The sequence below is a fragment of the Mycobacterium sp. NGS67 genome (assembly GCF_059812185.1).
In genome coordinates this window covers 1-15,113 of record NZ_JCALCF010000042.1, presented here as the reverse complement: position 1 = coordinate 15,113, position 15,113 = coordinate 1, and the positions used below count along the sequence as shown (strand labels likewise).

The 15,113-nt window shown below is 64.1% G+C and carries 14 protein-coding genes and 2 pseudogenes; 10 read left to right on the top strand and 6 right to left on the bottom strand.

All coding sequences use genetic code 11. From position 1 onward, the window contains the following. Positions 1–2: 2 nt before the first annotated feature. The 3 genes from AC5Y4D_RS25200 to AC5Y4D_RS25190 are packed head-to-tail and all read right to left on the bottom strand — an operon-like array spanning position 3 to position 2,565. Positions 3–938, bottom strand: a complete 936-nt coding sequence (locus AC5Y4D_RS25200; protein ID WP_500038509.1) for a complex I subunit 1 family protein — start codon at positions 936–938, stop codon at positions 3–5. Further along, positions 938–2,230: a hypothetical protein gene (locus tag AC5Y4D_RS25195; protein ID WP_500038508.1), complete on the bottom strand. Its 1,293-nt coding sequence runs from the start codon at positions 2,228–2,230 to the stop codon at positions 938–940. Before AC5Y4D_RS25195 ends, AC5Y4D_RS25200 begins: the two co-directional genes overlap by 1 nt. Then, positions 2,221–2,565 carry an NADH-quinone oxidoreductase subunit A gene (locus AC5Y4D_RS25190; RefSeq protein WP_500038507.1) on the bottom strand — a complete coding sequence of 115 codons (345 nt, stop codon included), beginning with the start codon at positions 2,563–2,565 and terminating at the stop codon, positions 2,221–2,223. The genes AC5Y4D_RS25195 and AC5Y4D_RS25190 overlap by 10 nt, the downstream gene beginning before the upstream one ends. A 508-nt stretch (positions 2,566–3,073) precedes the next feature. Between AC5Y4D_RS25190 and AC5Y4D_RS25185 the strand changes: the two genes are divergently transcribed. The 4 genes from AC5Y4D_RS25185 (at position 3,074) to AC5Y4D_RS25170 (ending at position 6,516) form a co-directional block, all read left to right on the top strand. Next, on the top strand, positions 3,074–3,280 hold the full coding sequence (locus AC5Y4D_RS25185; protein ID WP_500038506.1) for a heavy-metal-associated domain-containing protein: 207 nt from the start codon (positions 3,074–3,076) through the stop codon (positions 3,278–3,280). A 32-nt stretch (positions 3,281–3,312) separates the two neighbouring features. Then, positions 3,313–5,571: a heavy metal translocating P-type ATPase gene (locus AC5Y4D_RS25180; RefSeq protein ID WP_500038505.1), complete on the top strand. Its 2,259-nt coding sequence runs from the start codon at positions 3,313–3,315 to the stop codon at positions 5,569–5,571. A 122-nt stretch (positions 5,572–5,693) separates the two neighbouring features. Next, complete coding sequence (locus AC5Y4D_RS25175) at positions 5,694–6,347, top strand: DUF305 domain-containing protein (protein ID WP_500038504.1); 654 nt, start codon at positions 5,694–5,696, stop codon at positions 6,345–6,347. Positions 6,348–6,372: 25 nt separating this feature from the next. Then, positions 6,373–6,516 carry a hypothetical protein gene (locus AC5Y4D_RS25170; RefSeq protein ID WP_500038503.1) on the top strand — a complete coding sequence of 48 codons (144 nt, stop codon included), beginning with the start codon at positions 6,373–6,375 and terminating at the stop codon, positions 6,514–6,516. Positions 6,517–6,852: 336 nt separating this feature from the next. Here AC5Y4D_RS25170 and AC5Y4D_RS25165 read toward each other — a convergent pair whose 3' ends face one another. Together AC5Y4D_RS25165 and lpqS (AC5Y4D_RS25160) are read right to left on the bottom strand one after the other, a co-directional pair. Further along, a complete protein-coding gene (locus AC5Y4D_RS25165; protein ID WP_500038502.1) occupies positions 6,853–7,962 on the bottom strand; it encodes a PLP-dependent cysteine synthase family protein in 1,110 nt (369 codons plus the stop codon). Between the two features lie 105 nt (positions 7,963–8,067). Next, positions 8,068–8,424: a putative copper homeostasis (lipo)protein LpqS gene (gene lpqS / locus AC5Y4D_RS25160; protein WP_500038501.1), complete on the bottom strand. Its 357-nt coding sequence runs from the start codon at positions 8,422–8,424 to the stop codon at positions 8,068–8,070. Between the two features lie 217 nt (positions 8,425–8,641). Between lpqS (AC5Y4D_RS25160) and AC5Y4D_RS25155 the strand changes: the two are divergent. The 3 genes and pseudogenes from AC5Y4D_RS25155 to AC5Y4D_RS25145 all read left to right on the top strand — a co-directional run. Continuing rightward, positions 8,642–8,920, top strand: a pseudogene (locus AC5Y4D_RS25155) (IS3 family transposase); the annotation flags it as partial. Positions 8,921–9,353: 433 nt separating this feature from the next. Next, a pseudogene (locus tag AC5Y4D_RS25150) lies at positions 9,354–9,752 on the top strand (response regulator transcription factor); the annotation flags it as partial. Between the two features lie 335 nt (positions 9,753–10,087). Then, entirely contained in the window at positions 10,088–11,221 is a 1,134-nt protein-coding gene (locus AC5Y4D_RS25145) for a sensor histidine kinase (RefSeq protein WP_500038500.1), read from the top strand. Positions 11,222–11,637: 416 nt separating this feature from the next. Here AC5Y4D_RS25145 and AC5Y4D_RS25140 read toward each other — a convergent pair whose 3' ends face one another. Further along, on the bottom strand, positions 11,638–12,810 hold the full coding sequence (locus tag AC5Y4D_RS25140) for a threonine synthase (protein ID WP_500038499.1): 1,173 nt from the start codon (positions 12,808–12,810) through the stop codon (positions 11,638–11,640). Between the two features lie 437 nt (positions 12,811–13,247). Between AC5Y4D_RS25140 and lpqS (AC5Y4D_RS25135) the strand changes: the two genes are divergently transcribed. From lpqS (AC5Y4D_RS25135) to istA, 3 genes are all read left to right on the top strand, one after another. Then, entirely contained in the window at positions 13,248–13,619 is a 372-nt protein-coding gene (gene lpqS / locus AC5Y4D_RS25135) for a putative copper homeostasis (lipo)protein LpqS (protein WP_500038498.1), read from the top strand. Between the two features lie 282 nt (positions 13,620–13,901). Next, positions 13,902–14,063 (top strand): hypothetical protein, encoded by a 162-nt coding sequence (locus AC5Y4D_RS25130; protein WP_500038497.1) that lies wholly within the window; start codon positions 13,902–13,904, stop codon positions 14,061–14,063. 159 nt (positions 14,064–14,222) lie between these two features. Continuing rightward, the coding region (istA, locus tag AC5Y4D_RS25125; protein WP_500038525.1) for an IS21 family transposase at positions 14,223–15,113 on the top strand (891 nt) is incomplete at its 3' end.

Sequence of the window (15,113 nt, the reverse complement as noted above, 5' to 3'; positions counted from 1 at the left end):
TGTCAGTTCCTCACTGCGATCACTGCGACGACAAGGTCTTGCACGACTGTCAGCGGCACCAGCACCATCCAGCCGATCTCCATGAATTTGTCCGGTCTCACCGCCGGCACCCGGGCGCGCAGCCACACCAGCACTGACAGCACTGCAAGCGTTTTGACCAGGACCCACGCCCAGCCCGGTAACAGCGGACCCGCGCCGCCGCCCAGGTACATCGGCACCGCGAACGCCGCACCGGCAGCCAACAGCGCGTAGCGGCCCGCCTGGAATACCAGTCGGTCCACCCCGGACAGCTCCGCGGTGACACCGCCGGCAATATCGGCGCCCAGCGCCGGGCAAAACGGGCCCCAGACCGAAAAGGCCATGACACCTAGGCAATACACGACGAACGCGACCGGCATCCACACCGCAAACCACACTGCGTGCTGGGCAGCGGCCAGGTCGCCGATGCGCAGACTTCCTGCCCCGATCACCGGAGCGACCAAGGCAAACATCAGCGGCAGCTCATAGCCCAGGCCGTGGGCGAGGAACCGATAGCCCCCGATAAGGGAATGAGCCGAGTTGGGACCCCACCCGGCAAGCCACACCAAAGCCCACACCACCGCGTCCATCGCGTTGAACCACACGACTCCCAAATCGAAGTCGAACAACGCCCACCGCCCTAACGGGACCACAGTGACCATCAGCGACGCCACCACGATCAGGCCGGCCGCGCCGATTCGCCACAGCAGCGTGTCGGCGGCCACCGTGGTGCGCCGGCGCTGCCGCATCAGCCGAGCCACCTCGGTAATTGCGACACTCGCCCCGCTCCCACCGCTGCCGCCCCCGCGCGTCGCAAGGACGGCGTCGAGGGTCGCCGCATACAGACCCAGGCTCAACAGCAGCAGCGCTGCGGCCAGCGCCCACACGCCGGACACCGTCGTGACGGAGTTCTGCGCCATCACCGGCCGCCCGCAGGTTCGGGCGTGGTATCGATACCGAGACTGGCAATGGCCAGCCGAGCGGTCGCCAGCTCCAGGCCACACACCAATTTCGGCAGCGCAGCGACGAACGTGTCGGAAGTTGGGCGAAACGTGTTCAACAGCATGGGATCCCACAACACCCGCCGAGCCAGGTCCGTCTGTGCGAGGAGCCGGTCGTAGCAGTCGCCGGCCAGTGTGGTCGGTAGCTGCAGGCGGTCACAGTCCTCGACGGTCAACGGTGCGAGATCGCGCAGCGACCAGCGCAACATTCGTGACCGGGTAATCCAACGGTGCACGGTCTCAAGCAGTGAGCAGCCCGTGTCGAGAGCCGATTCGTCGATGAGGGCGTCGCGCGTTCTTCGGGCAGTGGCGGCCGCACGCGCCCACCCCGCCAACATCAGCACATTCGCGGCGTGGTCACAGAGTCGCGCCGCCGCCAGCACCTGCTGGTCGCGGACATACGGTCGCGGGTTGTGTCGCACCGAGTCCCTGTCGACGACCCACGCGTCAGCCCCGGTGAGCACATCGCCCTGCAGCGAACACTCAAGCACCAATCCAGCCGGCCAATAGGCAAGAACCGGACCCAAGCGCACATGCAGCACATCCATTTCCAGACCGTCGCGGTCCTCGCCACCTTCGGCCAAGGCGATGCCGCCAGGCGCCATGTCCATGGCGCCGTGATCCGTGTGTCCGTGCCCGCTGTGGTCCATGGCGCCGTGATCTGTGTGCCCGTGATCGCTATGGTGCGCGGCATCGTCGTTCTTGTGGTGGTCCTGGCCATGGGGCATGCCGCTGTGGTTCAGGGCGTCGTGGTCCAACTGCCTTTGGCCGGCCTGCTGTGCGACGCTGTCCTTCATCGCTCCGCACTGTGTTGGCTGTTGATGGCCGGGATGGCTACGACTGAGATCACCGTCATGCACTAACGACCGGGTGCGATTGCGGGCGTCGGTGCGCTGGGTGTCGATATTGATCAACTCGGCGACGGCACGATCGAGGGCCGACTCGACCATTTCCGCAACCGGTATCTCCAAGAGGACCCGCGGCCCGGGCAGTTGATCCCACACCCGTTCCACGGCCTCTGCTAACTCGGGTCCGGGCGTACCGCACACTGCCAACATGTCGGCATCGGCCGGTGATAGAGCAGCGCGCCACCCGCGGGCAACAAGGCGGTTTTCGGCCTCTGCACGCACCACCCAATAGCCGGGAACCTCGACAATAAGAACATGCGCCCGGCGGGCCGCGTACCGGGCTATCGACTGCGTCACACCCATCGCAGCGCGCCCTCCCGCCACGCCCACGCCACGGCCACCAGCAACGCCGCCAGAAACAAAAACATTTCAGTGATCGCCGCAGCGCCCATCTTCGCGACCACCACCGCCCACGGGTACATGAACAACATCTCGACATCGAAGGCAAGAAAGATCAGCGTGGCCAGATACCACCGCACGTGATAACGCGACAACGCGTGCTCCTGCGGTGACCATCCCGAATGAAAGGGCAACACGCCCTCGGCGCCGGGTCCTCCGGCAGTCACCCGGTGCAGCCCGTAGAGCATCACGACGCCGGCCACCGTCACCAGCAACATCCACACCACGCCCGTGTACATTTCAGCTCCTAACCGGTTGGTTGTCGCACGCACGATGGGGAGCCGTCGCTGGCGCTGCCGCGACGCCCATGTGCAAGAACTCCCGTCGGTTCAAGATTGCACCGCCACGAACGATCGCGCCCGACCGGAGCGAACAGCTGCTTCGCGTCGTGCATCGACCCATGCCGACAGTCGAGATGGCTGGTTGCCCACGCTGTGCCTCTACCCCGTGGGCTCACCTCGAGGCCACGACGCGCGTCGGAGGGCGCAACGAGGTGCGCGGCCGTCAGTCGCGCACCTGGGGGCATTGTTGCCTCCTAGGTCGATCGTGTTGGGTTCCTGATCGTCGTACGGTACCCCGCTAAGGTATGCCCATTCCACTCGGCAATGGGTGCTGGCCGGCTGCACTTGCGCAACCGGTGCTGACTCTGTCACAAAACTGTTCGGCCGACCATCGATATCCGCTGTTGAATACCCATGGGGGGTAGGGTATGGTGTCGGGTACCGAATCAAACAGAAGGGGAGACCAATGAGCACGCTGACAGTCACCGTTGCCGGGATGTCCTGCGGCCACTGCGCGTCATCGGTGCGTGAGGAGCTTGTCCACGTGTCCCACGTCAAAGCCGTGGACGTCGATGTGGCCAGCGGCACGGTGACCATCGACAGCGACGGCCCGGTCGACGCGGACGCGCTGAAGAACGCCGTCGAAGAAGCTGGCTACCAATTGGCTGGCTGAACCACCCCCGGATGCAGTAAGGGAAGTGAATCATGAGCACCGCCACCGATTTCACGCACCACATCGAGATGCAGATCGGCGGAATGACATGTGCCTCGTGCGTGGCCCGAATCGAGAAGAAGCTCAACAAGCTCGACGGGGTCAGCGCCTCGGTCAACTTTGCGACCAGCAAGGCCAGTGTCGACTACGCCGACGACATTTCACCCGATCGGGTGGTGGCAGCCGTGGAACAGGCCGGCTACACCGCGGCACTGCCGCAAACAAGTCCATCCTTTGGCGACGGCGGGGCACAGGGCGCGGTCAGAACGGATTCAGTCGCATCGCTGCGGCGCCGGCTGCTGGTGGTACTGGCGCTGAGCGTCCCGGTGATCGCGATGGCCATGGTTCCGGCGCTGCAGTTCACCAACTGGCAGTGGCTGTCACTGACGCTGGCTGCGCCGGTGGTGGTGTGGGGCGGGTGGCCGTTTCACAAAGCCGCCTGGATCAATCTGCGCCATGGCAGCGCCACGATGGACACGCTGGTCTCCATGGGCACGCTGGCCGCACTGGGCTGGTCGATTTACGCGTTGTTGTGGGGTACGGCGGGAATGCCCGGCATGACCCATTCATTCCAATTGACCATCACCCGCAGCGACGGTACCGGCAACATTTATCTGGAAGCCGCCGCGGGGGTGACGGCGTTCATCCTTGCCGGTCGGTACTTCGAGGCCCGGGCTAAGCGGCGCGCCGGTGCTGCGCTGCGTGCGCTGCTCGAGTTGGGCGCCAAGGAGGTCGCGGTGCGCCGAAATGGCGCCGAGCAGCGAATCCCCATCGACCAGCTCGCGGTCGGTGACCAGTTCGTGGTGCGTCCCGGAGAGAAGATCGCTACCGACGGCGTGGTGATCGAGGGCTCCTCGGCGGTGGATGCCTCGATGCTGACCGGCGAATCGGTGCCGGTCGAAGTCGGGCCCGGCGACCCGGTCGTCGGCGCCACAGTCAACGTCGGCGGACGAATCGTGGTGCGCGCCCGAAGGATCGGTTCAGAGACCCAACTGGCGCAGATGGCCCGGCTGGTCGAGGACGCGCAAACCGGCAAGGCCCCGGCGCAGCGGTTGGCCGATAAGATCTCGGCCATCTTTGTGCCGATCGTCATCGCGCTGTCGCTCGCGACGCTCGGATTCTGGCTCGGCACCGGCGGATCGGTCTCCGCGGCGTTTACCGCGGCCGTCGCGGTGTTGATCATCGCCTGCCCGTGCGCTCTGGGTCTGGCCACACCGACCGCGTTAATGGTGGGCACCGGCCGCGGCGCCCAGCTGGGGATTTTGATCAAGGGACCCGAAGTGCTCGAGTCGACCCGGCGCGTCGACACGATCGTCTTGGATAAGACCGGCACCATCACCACCGGCACGATGACCCTGCTGGCGGTGATCACCGCCGACGGCGAACGGCCCGACGAGGTGCTGCGCTTGGCGGGCGCCTTGGAAGACTCCTCCGAGCACCCGATCGCCAAAGCAATCGCCACAGGCGCGAGGGAAAAAGTCGGTGACCTGCCGGCCGTGGCCGACTTCGTCAATGTGGCGGGCCTCGGCGTGCAGGGCCTTGTCGAGGGTCATGCGGTGGTGGTAGGTCGGCGGCGGCTGCTTGCGCAGTCATCGCAGCAGCTACCGCAGAAATTGACGCAGTCGATGCACCGGGCCGAAGACGACGGCAAGACCGCGGTGGCGGTCAGCTGGGACGGCAAGCCGCGCGCAGTGCTTGTGGTCGCCGACGCGGTCAAACCGACCTCGGCCGAGGCGGTCCAGCGGCTGCGCACGCTGGGTTTGACACCGATCATGCTCACCGGTGACAACCACGCTGCGGCCGCCACGATCGCCAGCCAGGTCGGCGTTGATCGGGTCATCGCCGAGGTTCTGCCGCACGAGAAGGTCCAAACCATCAAGCGGTTGCAGGCCGAAGGCAAAGTCGTTGCCATGGTGGGTGACGGCGTCAACGACGCTGCCGCGCTTGCACAGGCTGACCTCGGGCTGGCGATGGGTGCCGGTACCGACGTCGCTATTGAAGCCAGTGACGTGACCCTGGTGCGTGGTGACCTGCGGGTGGTGGCCGACGCCATCCGGCTTTCTCGCAAAACCCTCGCCACCATCAAGGGCAACCTGTTCTGGGCGTTCGCCTACAACATCGCCGCGCTGCCACTGGCGGCGGCGGGGCTGCTCAATCCGATGCTGGCCGGTGCGGCGATGGCGTTTTCATCGGTCTTCGTCGTCACCAACAGCCTGCGGTTGCGCAGATTCACCGCCCACACCCGACCGTAGCGACCGCAACAAGTCTCAACCACGAAGCGACGCAACAATTTTCACTACCAGCGTATGGCTGCAGACAAGTCCACGGGGTACACCGGTGGCTCTCGCTTTTCAATCCGGAAAGGAAACAAAAGATGATAGGGCAACGAATGCTCACGATTACCGCGGCCGGGGCCGCGGCGCTACTGACCCTGGCCGCGTGTGACAGCTCAACCAATCAGGCCGGCACCAGTACCACGGTCGCCGCCTCTCCCGGCGCATCGGCCTCGCCTGCGCATAATGGCCAGGACGTGACGTTTGCCCAGCGCATGATCCCCCACCACCAGCAGGCCATCCAGATGAGCGACATCATCCTGGGCAAGCAGAACATCGACCAGCGTGTGAAGGACCTAGCCAACCAGATCAAGGCGGCTCAGGGACCTGAAATCGAGCAGATGCAGACTTGGCTGAGCGGGTGGGGTCAGCAAACGACGTCGACAGTCCCTAGCAGCATGGCGCCGCAGAGCCCGCCGCCCGGGATGCCGAACCACACTGGCATGCCCGGGATGAACGGAATGGATGGGATGATGTCCGAAAAGGACATGCAGGCCCTGCAGAACGCTCAGGGCGTTGCGGCCAGCAAGCTTTTTCTCACCCAGATGATCCAGCACCATCAAGGGGCAATCAGCATGGCGCAAAACGAAATCAATGCCGGTCAATACCCGCCGGCCATCGCGGTGGCGCAATCGATCGTGACTAACCAACAGCAGGAGATCAACACCATGCAGACCATGCTGGACTCGTTGTAGGGGGTACTAAGCAAAGGCGAGCGAGTTGAGAATCGCCGGCGCGCCCGCAATCGCAGTCCTCAGCCAGGGCGCCGCCGCCTCGACGATGCCTCCGTGGAACGCGATCACCGACACCAAGGATCGGCAGGAGACTCACGGCGGGCATGCTGTGCGGCGCGGACCCGTCTGACCTACGAACATGCGACCAAGCTCTGCCGCGACGCATTGCGAAGTACTTACGACGACGGTGTTGTCCTGTGCCGGCAGACATCGCGTTGTGGACGAATGGGCGGGGTGATCCCGGATAAGAGTCCGCGTTGTCATCGGCACATGCCCGCCGGGAGCGCACCTACGAAGGCTGTCAGGGTGGGTTCGAGGACCGGTAATCGGGCAGGTGGTTGGCCGTCGAGCCGGGATCCTTCAACCCGGTCGACGTCGACAACAGCACGACGCTCTCGTCAGTATTAATCCAGGTTCGCGCGGCGAGCTGCTGAGCCGCCAGTACCGTTAACACGGAGGCAGCCCATCAACGCTTTCCGGCGGCCGGGTCGATGACGACGGGGCAGCGCGTCCAGGACTGCACGACGCGTTCGGTGGGGTGATTGATCACCGCCGGTTCGCTCGGCGGCTTGACGTCGAGCAGAGCGTGCTCGCGGCAGTAATCGTCGTTATAGATGGTGTCGAAGTAGCGTTGCGGCCCGTCCGGGAATACCGCGGCGATGGTGGTGCCGCGCGGGTGTGTTCGGACGGCCCAGCCCGCGACAAGTGCGACCGCGCCCACACTCCAGCCGCCGCTGACGTATTGGGTCGAAGCCAGGGCACGACATGCCCATACCGCCTCTGCAGGGGCAACCCAGTGTGCTTCGTTGAAGGCTGGATAGTCCACGTTCCCGGGATAAATGCTTGACCCGAGGCCGCGCATCAGTCGGCTGGCGGCTGGTTGCCCGAAGATGGTGGAGCCGATGGTGTCCACGCCGATCAGCTTCAGGTCAGGGTTGTGTTCGCGCAGCACCCGCGAAACCCCCGCCGAATGTCCGCCGGTTCCCACCGAGCACACCAGTACGTCGATATTCCCCAGTTGGGAAATCATCTCCATTGCCAGCGGACGGTAGGCGTCCACGTTGTCAGGGTTGTTGTACTGGTCGGGATACCAGGCGTGCGGATCGCCGGCCAATAGCTCGGCGACCCGATCCTTGCGCGCCTGCTGCCACCCGCCGACCGGATCAGGCTCGGCGACCAGATCGAGGCGGGCGCCGTAGGCAGTGAGCATGCGCTCGATGATCGGCTCCATGCCGGGATCGGTGACCACGGTGACAGGATGTCCGTAGACGGTCCCGGCCAGCGCCAAACCCAGGCCCATGGTGCCGCTGGTGGATTCGACGATTCGCGCACCGGGCAGGAGGTCTCCGCGCGCGCGGGCTTGTTCCACCATGTGCAGCGCGGGGCGGTCCTTCATCGCACCGGGATTAAGCCCCTCGAGCTTGGCCCAGAAGCCACGGTCCGGGTCACTGAACGGCGCAGACACCCGTAACACCGGCGTGGTGCCGACAATCGTGTTCGCCCGTCCCTGCGTGCCCAACGCAACAGGCTGGGACGCTATAGGTCGGTTGTTCTCAGGAGATAGAGCAGGATTCATGTGATCGTCGCATCTGCGTGAAAGCCGCGGCACAGCGCGGCAGCTGACAATGACAGAAGTCACCAACCGTGATGGCAGCAGAGCCACCGGTCTGACGATCACCGGTCAGCAACGAGTGATGCACAACCGGGACAAAATCTGTTTGCCGGTCAACGAAGCAGTGAACCGACCGGGCGGCGGCCGCATCATTGGCGACAGCATGGCCGCCAGCCACCCGGCAATGGCGATGCCCGCCGTGGCGATGAAATCGGAACCGGCCAGCGGCGCGGTCCGCGGTAAGACCGCGGCATCAGACATGTCCGACGAGCAGATGGATTCATGCTGACTATGGTCGTGAGTGGCGAGAGCGAGAACACGAGCCGCAAATGCCGATACCGAGCGGTGTGAATGGACCGGGGAGACTTCACAACAGGGCAGGGCGACTCTGGCGCCCAAAACGAGTACCAGCGCCGCGCCGAACATGAGAACGGTGTACCTCAGGCGAAAGCTCGTCGGGGTGCCGCTGAAACTTGCGATGCCCCGACTGTAACAGCACCGCGACCCCAAAAAGACGGAACCGCACACCTGACCTGTGCATTACGAACCAACAACTTGCGTGAAGTCCTACTTGTTGCGAAAGAACGCACTGAATCGCGCTGGGAAATGTGGGGGCTCCAGACCTTAGAACGAGGATGGAGTTATGCCGAAGGAACAGGTGCCTGGGGAAAGCCGACGTCGCGTCGGTATGGCCTGGAAGAAAGGCCGGTGCGGTGCGGATGGTGCGTGCATTGCGTGCCGAGTTGGGCACCGAACGCGGGACGATGCACCGAGTTGCCTGTCAACTTGGGTACGGCATCGAATTCCTGCGGCCTGGGTGCGTCAGGCCGACATCGATGACGGGTACGCCCCAGGAGTGTCGACGTCGGAAGCGCAACAGACCAAGGAACTCGAACAGGAGAACCGAGAACCTAAGCGCGCGTTGGTTATCTGAGGTCGTGAAGGAGCTGTCCTTGATGTAGACGCCTGTGGAAAACCATCGCCGACGTCGAGCTGGCCACCCTGGGCTGGGTCCACTGGCACAACACCAGCCGACTCCACGACTACCCCAACGACCTATTAGCCGCAGAGTTCGAAGCCACGTTCTACGCTACGAAACGGACCGACCAACCCCTGGTCGGAATCCAACAAACCGAGCCTCCATCAGAACCAGGGGATTCACAGGGCGGTGAGAGCCCGAACGACAGAAGCAGGCTCGGTACGAATTTGGTCATGACAATCCGAGGACACCGACAGGTTCCCAGTCGAAGAGGACGATCGCCGCGACACCAGCGCTGGACGTGCGAAGATTTCCTCGACATGGCTCAAGCGCCGGAAAATTGATACAGCATGATCGCAGCAGGCATTATGGACGGGTGGAGACAGTGCCGCAGACTGCAGTGACCGGCGCGGGCCATCGGGCGTTGGTGGTCGACAACGAAGTTTCGCTAGCCGGAGTGGTCGCCAGTTATCTTGAGCATGAGCAGTTCGAAGTATGTATCGCTCATGACGGGTCCGATGCGCTCACCTTAGCCCGTGCGTTCAACCCTGATGTCGTTGTCCTCGATCTGGGCTTGCCGGGGATGGACGGCATTGAAGCCTGCCGCCAGCTACGCACCTTCTCCGATGCCTATGTTGTGATGTTGACTGCCCGCGACAGCGAGGCGGACACACTGATCGGATTGTCGGTGGGCGCCGACGACTATGTGACCAAGCCCTTCAGGCCGCGCGAACTCGTCGCGCGCATCCTCGCGATGCTGCGCCGACCGCGCACAATGCAGCCAGGGAGCGGGGACGTCGGCACCGGGGCCACGGCCGACTAGCAGGCAGTCATTTCGGTGCGTCGCCTTCGTGCACTCCCTGGACGCAACTTGACTCGTGTGGAATGCCGATAGGCCTAGACTGCGACCCAGAAGGGCAGTCTACCGAATCACCTCTCACATCACGAAACAGGTTTGACCCGCGTTAGACCTCGGGGAGGAAAGATCACCTCGTCTAGACCGGCTCGGCAAGGTCCTTCGCACGCAGTTGAGCGAACACGGCGACGAACAATTGGGCCGCGATCGACTATCGCCGTGACCGGCGTCGAATATCGGATGGGAATTGGCCAATGAGTGACAACACCACACCGGGTGCCAAGCCGCGCCGGTTCTTGCGCCGACCCGGCATCGGGTTGCGCCTGCTGCTCGCCCAGACACTTGTGCTCGCCGCCGGTGCAGCCGTCACCTGGGCGATTGCCGCCGTCGTCGGTCCGCGGCTTTTCAAGGAGCACATGCATCAGGCGGTGCCCGCCAACTCTTTCCTGGAAATACATGCCGCGCATGCCTACAGAGAGGCCACTGCCGTGGCCGTTGGCGGCGCCCTTGCCATTTCCGCGTTGATGGCGCTGGCGGTCAGTTGGTATGTCAGCCGTCGGCTGCAACGGTCGGTCACCGAGGTCGCCGCCGCTGCGACCGAGGTCGCCCGCGGCCGATATGACATCCGGGTTTCGCCTACCCGCCTCGACGAGGATTTCGACACGCTCGTTGACTCATTCAACCAGATGGCGGCACGGCTACAAACCGTCGACGCTACCCGGCGCCAGTTATTCGGCGACCTGGCCCACGAGATTCGCACCCCCGTCTCGGTTCTGGAGGCCTATGTGGACGCGCTCGAAGACGGGGTGCGGTCGCTGACCCCGCAGACCACCGCGATGCTGCGCGACCAGACCCGCCGACTAGTGCGGTTCTCCGAGGACACTGCTGCACTTGCCCAAGCCGAAGAGAGTGCCTTCTCGATGGCCTTTGACTGGATCGACGTGCGCGAGTTGATCGATGCGGCCGTGACGGCGGCGCAAGAACGCTATCGGAGCAAACATGTCGATCTAGTCGCCACGTTACCTCCGAACGTACCCTCGCTGTGGGGGGACCCCCAACGGCTATCTCAGGTCCTGGGGAATTTGCTTGACAACGCGCTGCGCCACACGCCGCCGGGAGGCCGTGTCGTAGTCCGCGCGGCTGTGAACGGCGCTGAGCTTACGCTTTCGGTCGTCGACAGCGGTGAGGGCATCCCCGCCGAACACCTACCCCATGTGTTCGAACGGTTCTATCGAGCCGATCTCGCCCGCGACCGAGGCTACGGTGGAGGCGGAATCGGACTAGCCATCGTCAAGGCGCTGGTGGAGGCCCACAACGGACGCGTCGTTGCGGCCAGCGACGGTATCGGCAAAGGCGCCGCGTTCACCGTCACCCTGCGGATTGGTTGAAGCCGGACGAGCCGGGCGCAACGGTTCCAGAAGGGCGCCGGCACCGGCCTGCCTCGTTTCGGCTGCCCCGCCGTCAATGCCGCGGAACGTGATCGTCTCGAAGCTGGCCCGGAATGGTGTCTCGCGGCAACCAGCTGAAACCTCAGGCAGCCGTCGGCACGGCGTGGTGGTTCGCGGTGGACCAATTGCCAATCGCCGCAATATTTTCGCACTCGACGGGGCTGAGTTATGGATTTGACTAGCGGCGGATCTCGAGCGTCGGAGTGCGGCTCGTGTACCCGTCTGACCTACGAACATGCGACCAAGCTCTGCCGCGACGCATTGCGAAGTACTTACGACGACGGTGTTGTCCTGTGCCGGCAGACGCCGCGTTGTGGACAGATGGGCGGGGTGATCCCGGATAAGAGTCCGCGTTGTCATCGGCACATGCCCGCCGGGAGCGCACCCACGAGGGCTGTCAGGGTGGGTTCGAGGACCGGCAAATCGGGCAGGTGGTTGGCCGTCGAGCCGGGATCCTTCAACCCGGTCGACGTCGACAACAGCACGACGCTCTCGTCAGTATCAATCCAGGTTCGCGCGGCGAGCTGCTGAGCCGCCAGTACCGTCAACACGGAGGCGCCTTCTGCGTAAAAACCTTCGCGCGAAGCCAATTCGAGTTGCGCACGGACGATCGCGTCATTGCTTGGTTCGGTGACTGCCGTCCCGTGGGTGGCTCTGATTGCGTCCAATCCCTGATAGGTTGCCACGCGTGCAGCGACCGAAAATGCGGTTGAAGGTCGTGTGGGAACGGTCGGCAGCTTTCCCTGCGGGGATTTCAGCCCGCGGGCATAGGCGCCGAACGGGTCGACCGCGACCAACCGGGGCATCCGGGTGCTAAGACCGAGATCGGTGAGGTCGGCAAATCCCCGGCGAATACCGGCCAACCCATCACCGTAGGCTGTTGGGACAACGATAACGTCGGGCGTTTCGCCGAGTTGGCGCCACAACTCGTAGGCGATCGTTTTGTATCCCTCCACGCCAAACGGGTTGGAACCGATCGGGGGGCTCACAACTCCGGATATCGGCGTCCAGCCGAACGCCTCGACCGCTTCCCGCATCACCGACCACCGGTCTGGGCCTTTCTCGAACGCCACGACGCAGGCGCCATAGGCTTGCATCAGGGTGCTCATCGCGCGCGGCACCGACGACAAGGTGAGAACCACGCAGTTAAGCCCTGCCGCGGCTGCGTAGGCGGCCACGGCTGCGCCGTGGTTTCCCGTTGAGGAGACGATGACCGTTGAAGCCCCCAACGCCACCGCCTTTGTGATATCGGCCGCCGCAAGCCGGTCCTTGAATGACCAGGTCGGATTGCGGGCTTCGTCTTTAAGCATGAGTCTGTGTAGTCCAAGCCGCGGGCCCAGCCGATTCAGTGGAATTACGGGCGTCTGACCTTCTCCCAAGGTCACCGAAGCATCGCCGGGTGCCAAAGGCAGTAGATCGCGGAATACGAAGACCCCGGACTGGGACTCCGCCCACGGCAAGGGGCCTGCCGTCAGCGCGTAGACGGGGTGAGATTCACACCGATATCGTCGCGGGCGCAGCGGGGACATCCGAACGATGCTCGATCTTCTGGTGCTTCCGCTCCGCACCGGGGACAACGGAGAAAGCCGAGATAGCGTGCGTTCATATTGAGGCTTTCTTCATATATTTGTTTTTTCACTTGGGCCTGTGGGGTTGATGGCGAGCTTATCGAAGCGTCTGTGGACGGAGAGATGCTTGAGGATCGGTTCGGCCAAGAACCCGATAAGCCTGTTCAACTTTTCTGCGATCTCCGTCCGGTAAGTGGGATCGGCGGTCACATGGGCGATCTGGGTGCGCTGGCGCATTATTTTGCGCAGCGGAGGATCACCGAATCGAGCCCTACTCGTTGTTCGACAAGCTGTTGAGACCTCGGTACCATTAAGGGGTATGGGGTATACGAGGGCTTGGGCGCAGGCCAGGCGTCTCAACTGTACGCAGGCGGTCCCGGCCGGGAACCCTCGTCGCAGTGGTGGCCGGGGTGGGGATGTTCGCCGTCGCTGCTCACTCCGACCTGCTGCGGCCCGTATCCCACACAGCTCATCAGGCGCGCGCTTTAGTTACCTCCCCCTCGCTGGGCAGTGAATTCATAATCGGCAGTCACCCCGCACACCGTGACAATCATTCGTCGGGCACGCACCAGCACGGGGCGTTCGAGACCGGGGTGCTGCCCGTCTCACCCGCCACCACCTTTGCTTCCCTTGTCGTGGTGGCGGCGGTCGCCGGCGTAGGTGTACTGCGCCAGCAAGTGATGCTGACGGGGCGGGGCCCGCCGCGTGGGCTGGCCGCTGCCCTGACCGGTCAAGACCTCTTGACGCGGTTCTGCCTTTCTCGTCGCTGATTGGTCAGCGCCAGGCTGTTGTGCCTTGTCACGACGGCCGGTGGCCGCTGCCCGTGTCAACGGCCGCGCCGTGCGGCCCCTCGCTAGAAAGCGACGATCCCATGAACAACCAAATCAAAATTCTGCCCCTGAAGTCCTTGAAAACCATCGGGCCACGTAGTTCGCGGCCAATGAAGCAACGATTCATGTCTGCGGCGGCGACCATCGCTATCACTGTCGGTTTTGGGCTGGCCAGTCTCGGCGCGGCAGCGAGCGTTCAAGCACAGCCCGCACCCTCCCCAAGTGACCCTTGGTGCGGGTACTGGAACCCGTATTGCTACGGGGGAGGCGGCGGCCACGGCGGCGGCCACGGTGGCGGCCATGGTGGCGGCCATGGTGGTGGTGGCGGCCATGGTGGTGGTGGCGGCCATGGTGGCGGAGGCCGTTAGTTGCCCATGGTGGTGATTGTGGCCCCACCGACAGGCCTTCCGCGTTGCCTACCGGCCACTTCAAGACGAGGTGAGAACGTCGTAGTGGTTCAGTCGTGTTAACGACGGTTGAAAACCCGGCCAGTCGCGACGGTTGAAAAGTAGGCCACCCAATCAGATTGGATGGGTGATCTCTTTGGAAGACTGGGCTTTGATCCGGCATCTTTACCGCAGCGAGGATTTGTCTCAGCGGGCCATTGCACGTCAGCTCGGCATCGCGCGTGACACGGTGGCCGCGGCGCTGGCCAACGATGGGCCGCCGAAGTATCAGCGGGCCTTGACACCGTCGGCGATCAGTGAGGTGGAGCCGCGGATGCGGGCGTTGCTGTCGGCTTACCCGACGATGTCAGCGACGGTGCTGGCCGAGCGGGTGGGGTGGACGGGTTCGATCTCGTGGTTCCGGGAGCGGGTCCGCGCGATCCGCCCGGAGTACCTGCCTGCTGATCCGGTGGATCGCCTCGAGCATCCGCCGGGGCGAGCGATCCAGTGCGACCTGTGGTTCCCGGCACCCAGGATCGCGGTCGGGTTCGGCCAAGAAGCGATGCTGCCGGTGTTGGTGATGGTCGCGGCGTTCTCCCGGTTCATCGCCGCGGTGATGCTGCCTTCACGTCAGACGATGGATTTGGTGGCCGGGATGTGGCAGCTGCTCTCGGGCAGCTTCGCCGCAGTGCCTCATGAGTTGTGGTGGGACAACGAGGCCGGCATCGGGCGCCGCGGCCGGTTGACCGATGCGGTCACGGCGTTGATGGGCACGCTGGGTTCGCGGCTGGTGCAGCTCAAACCCTATGACCCTGAATCCAAGGGCATCGTGGAGCGAGCCAACCGCTATCTGGAGACCTCATTTCTGCCCGGGCGCAGCTTCGCTTCGCCGGCAGACTTCAATGCTCAACTGGGGCAATGGCTTCCGATCGCCAACGCTCGTCGGGTGCGAGTCTTGGATGGTCGTCCGGTGGACTTCCTCGACGCCGACCGAGCCCAGATGCTGGGCCTGCCGCCGGTAGCGCCGGTCACCGAGACGCTGACCTCG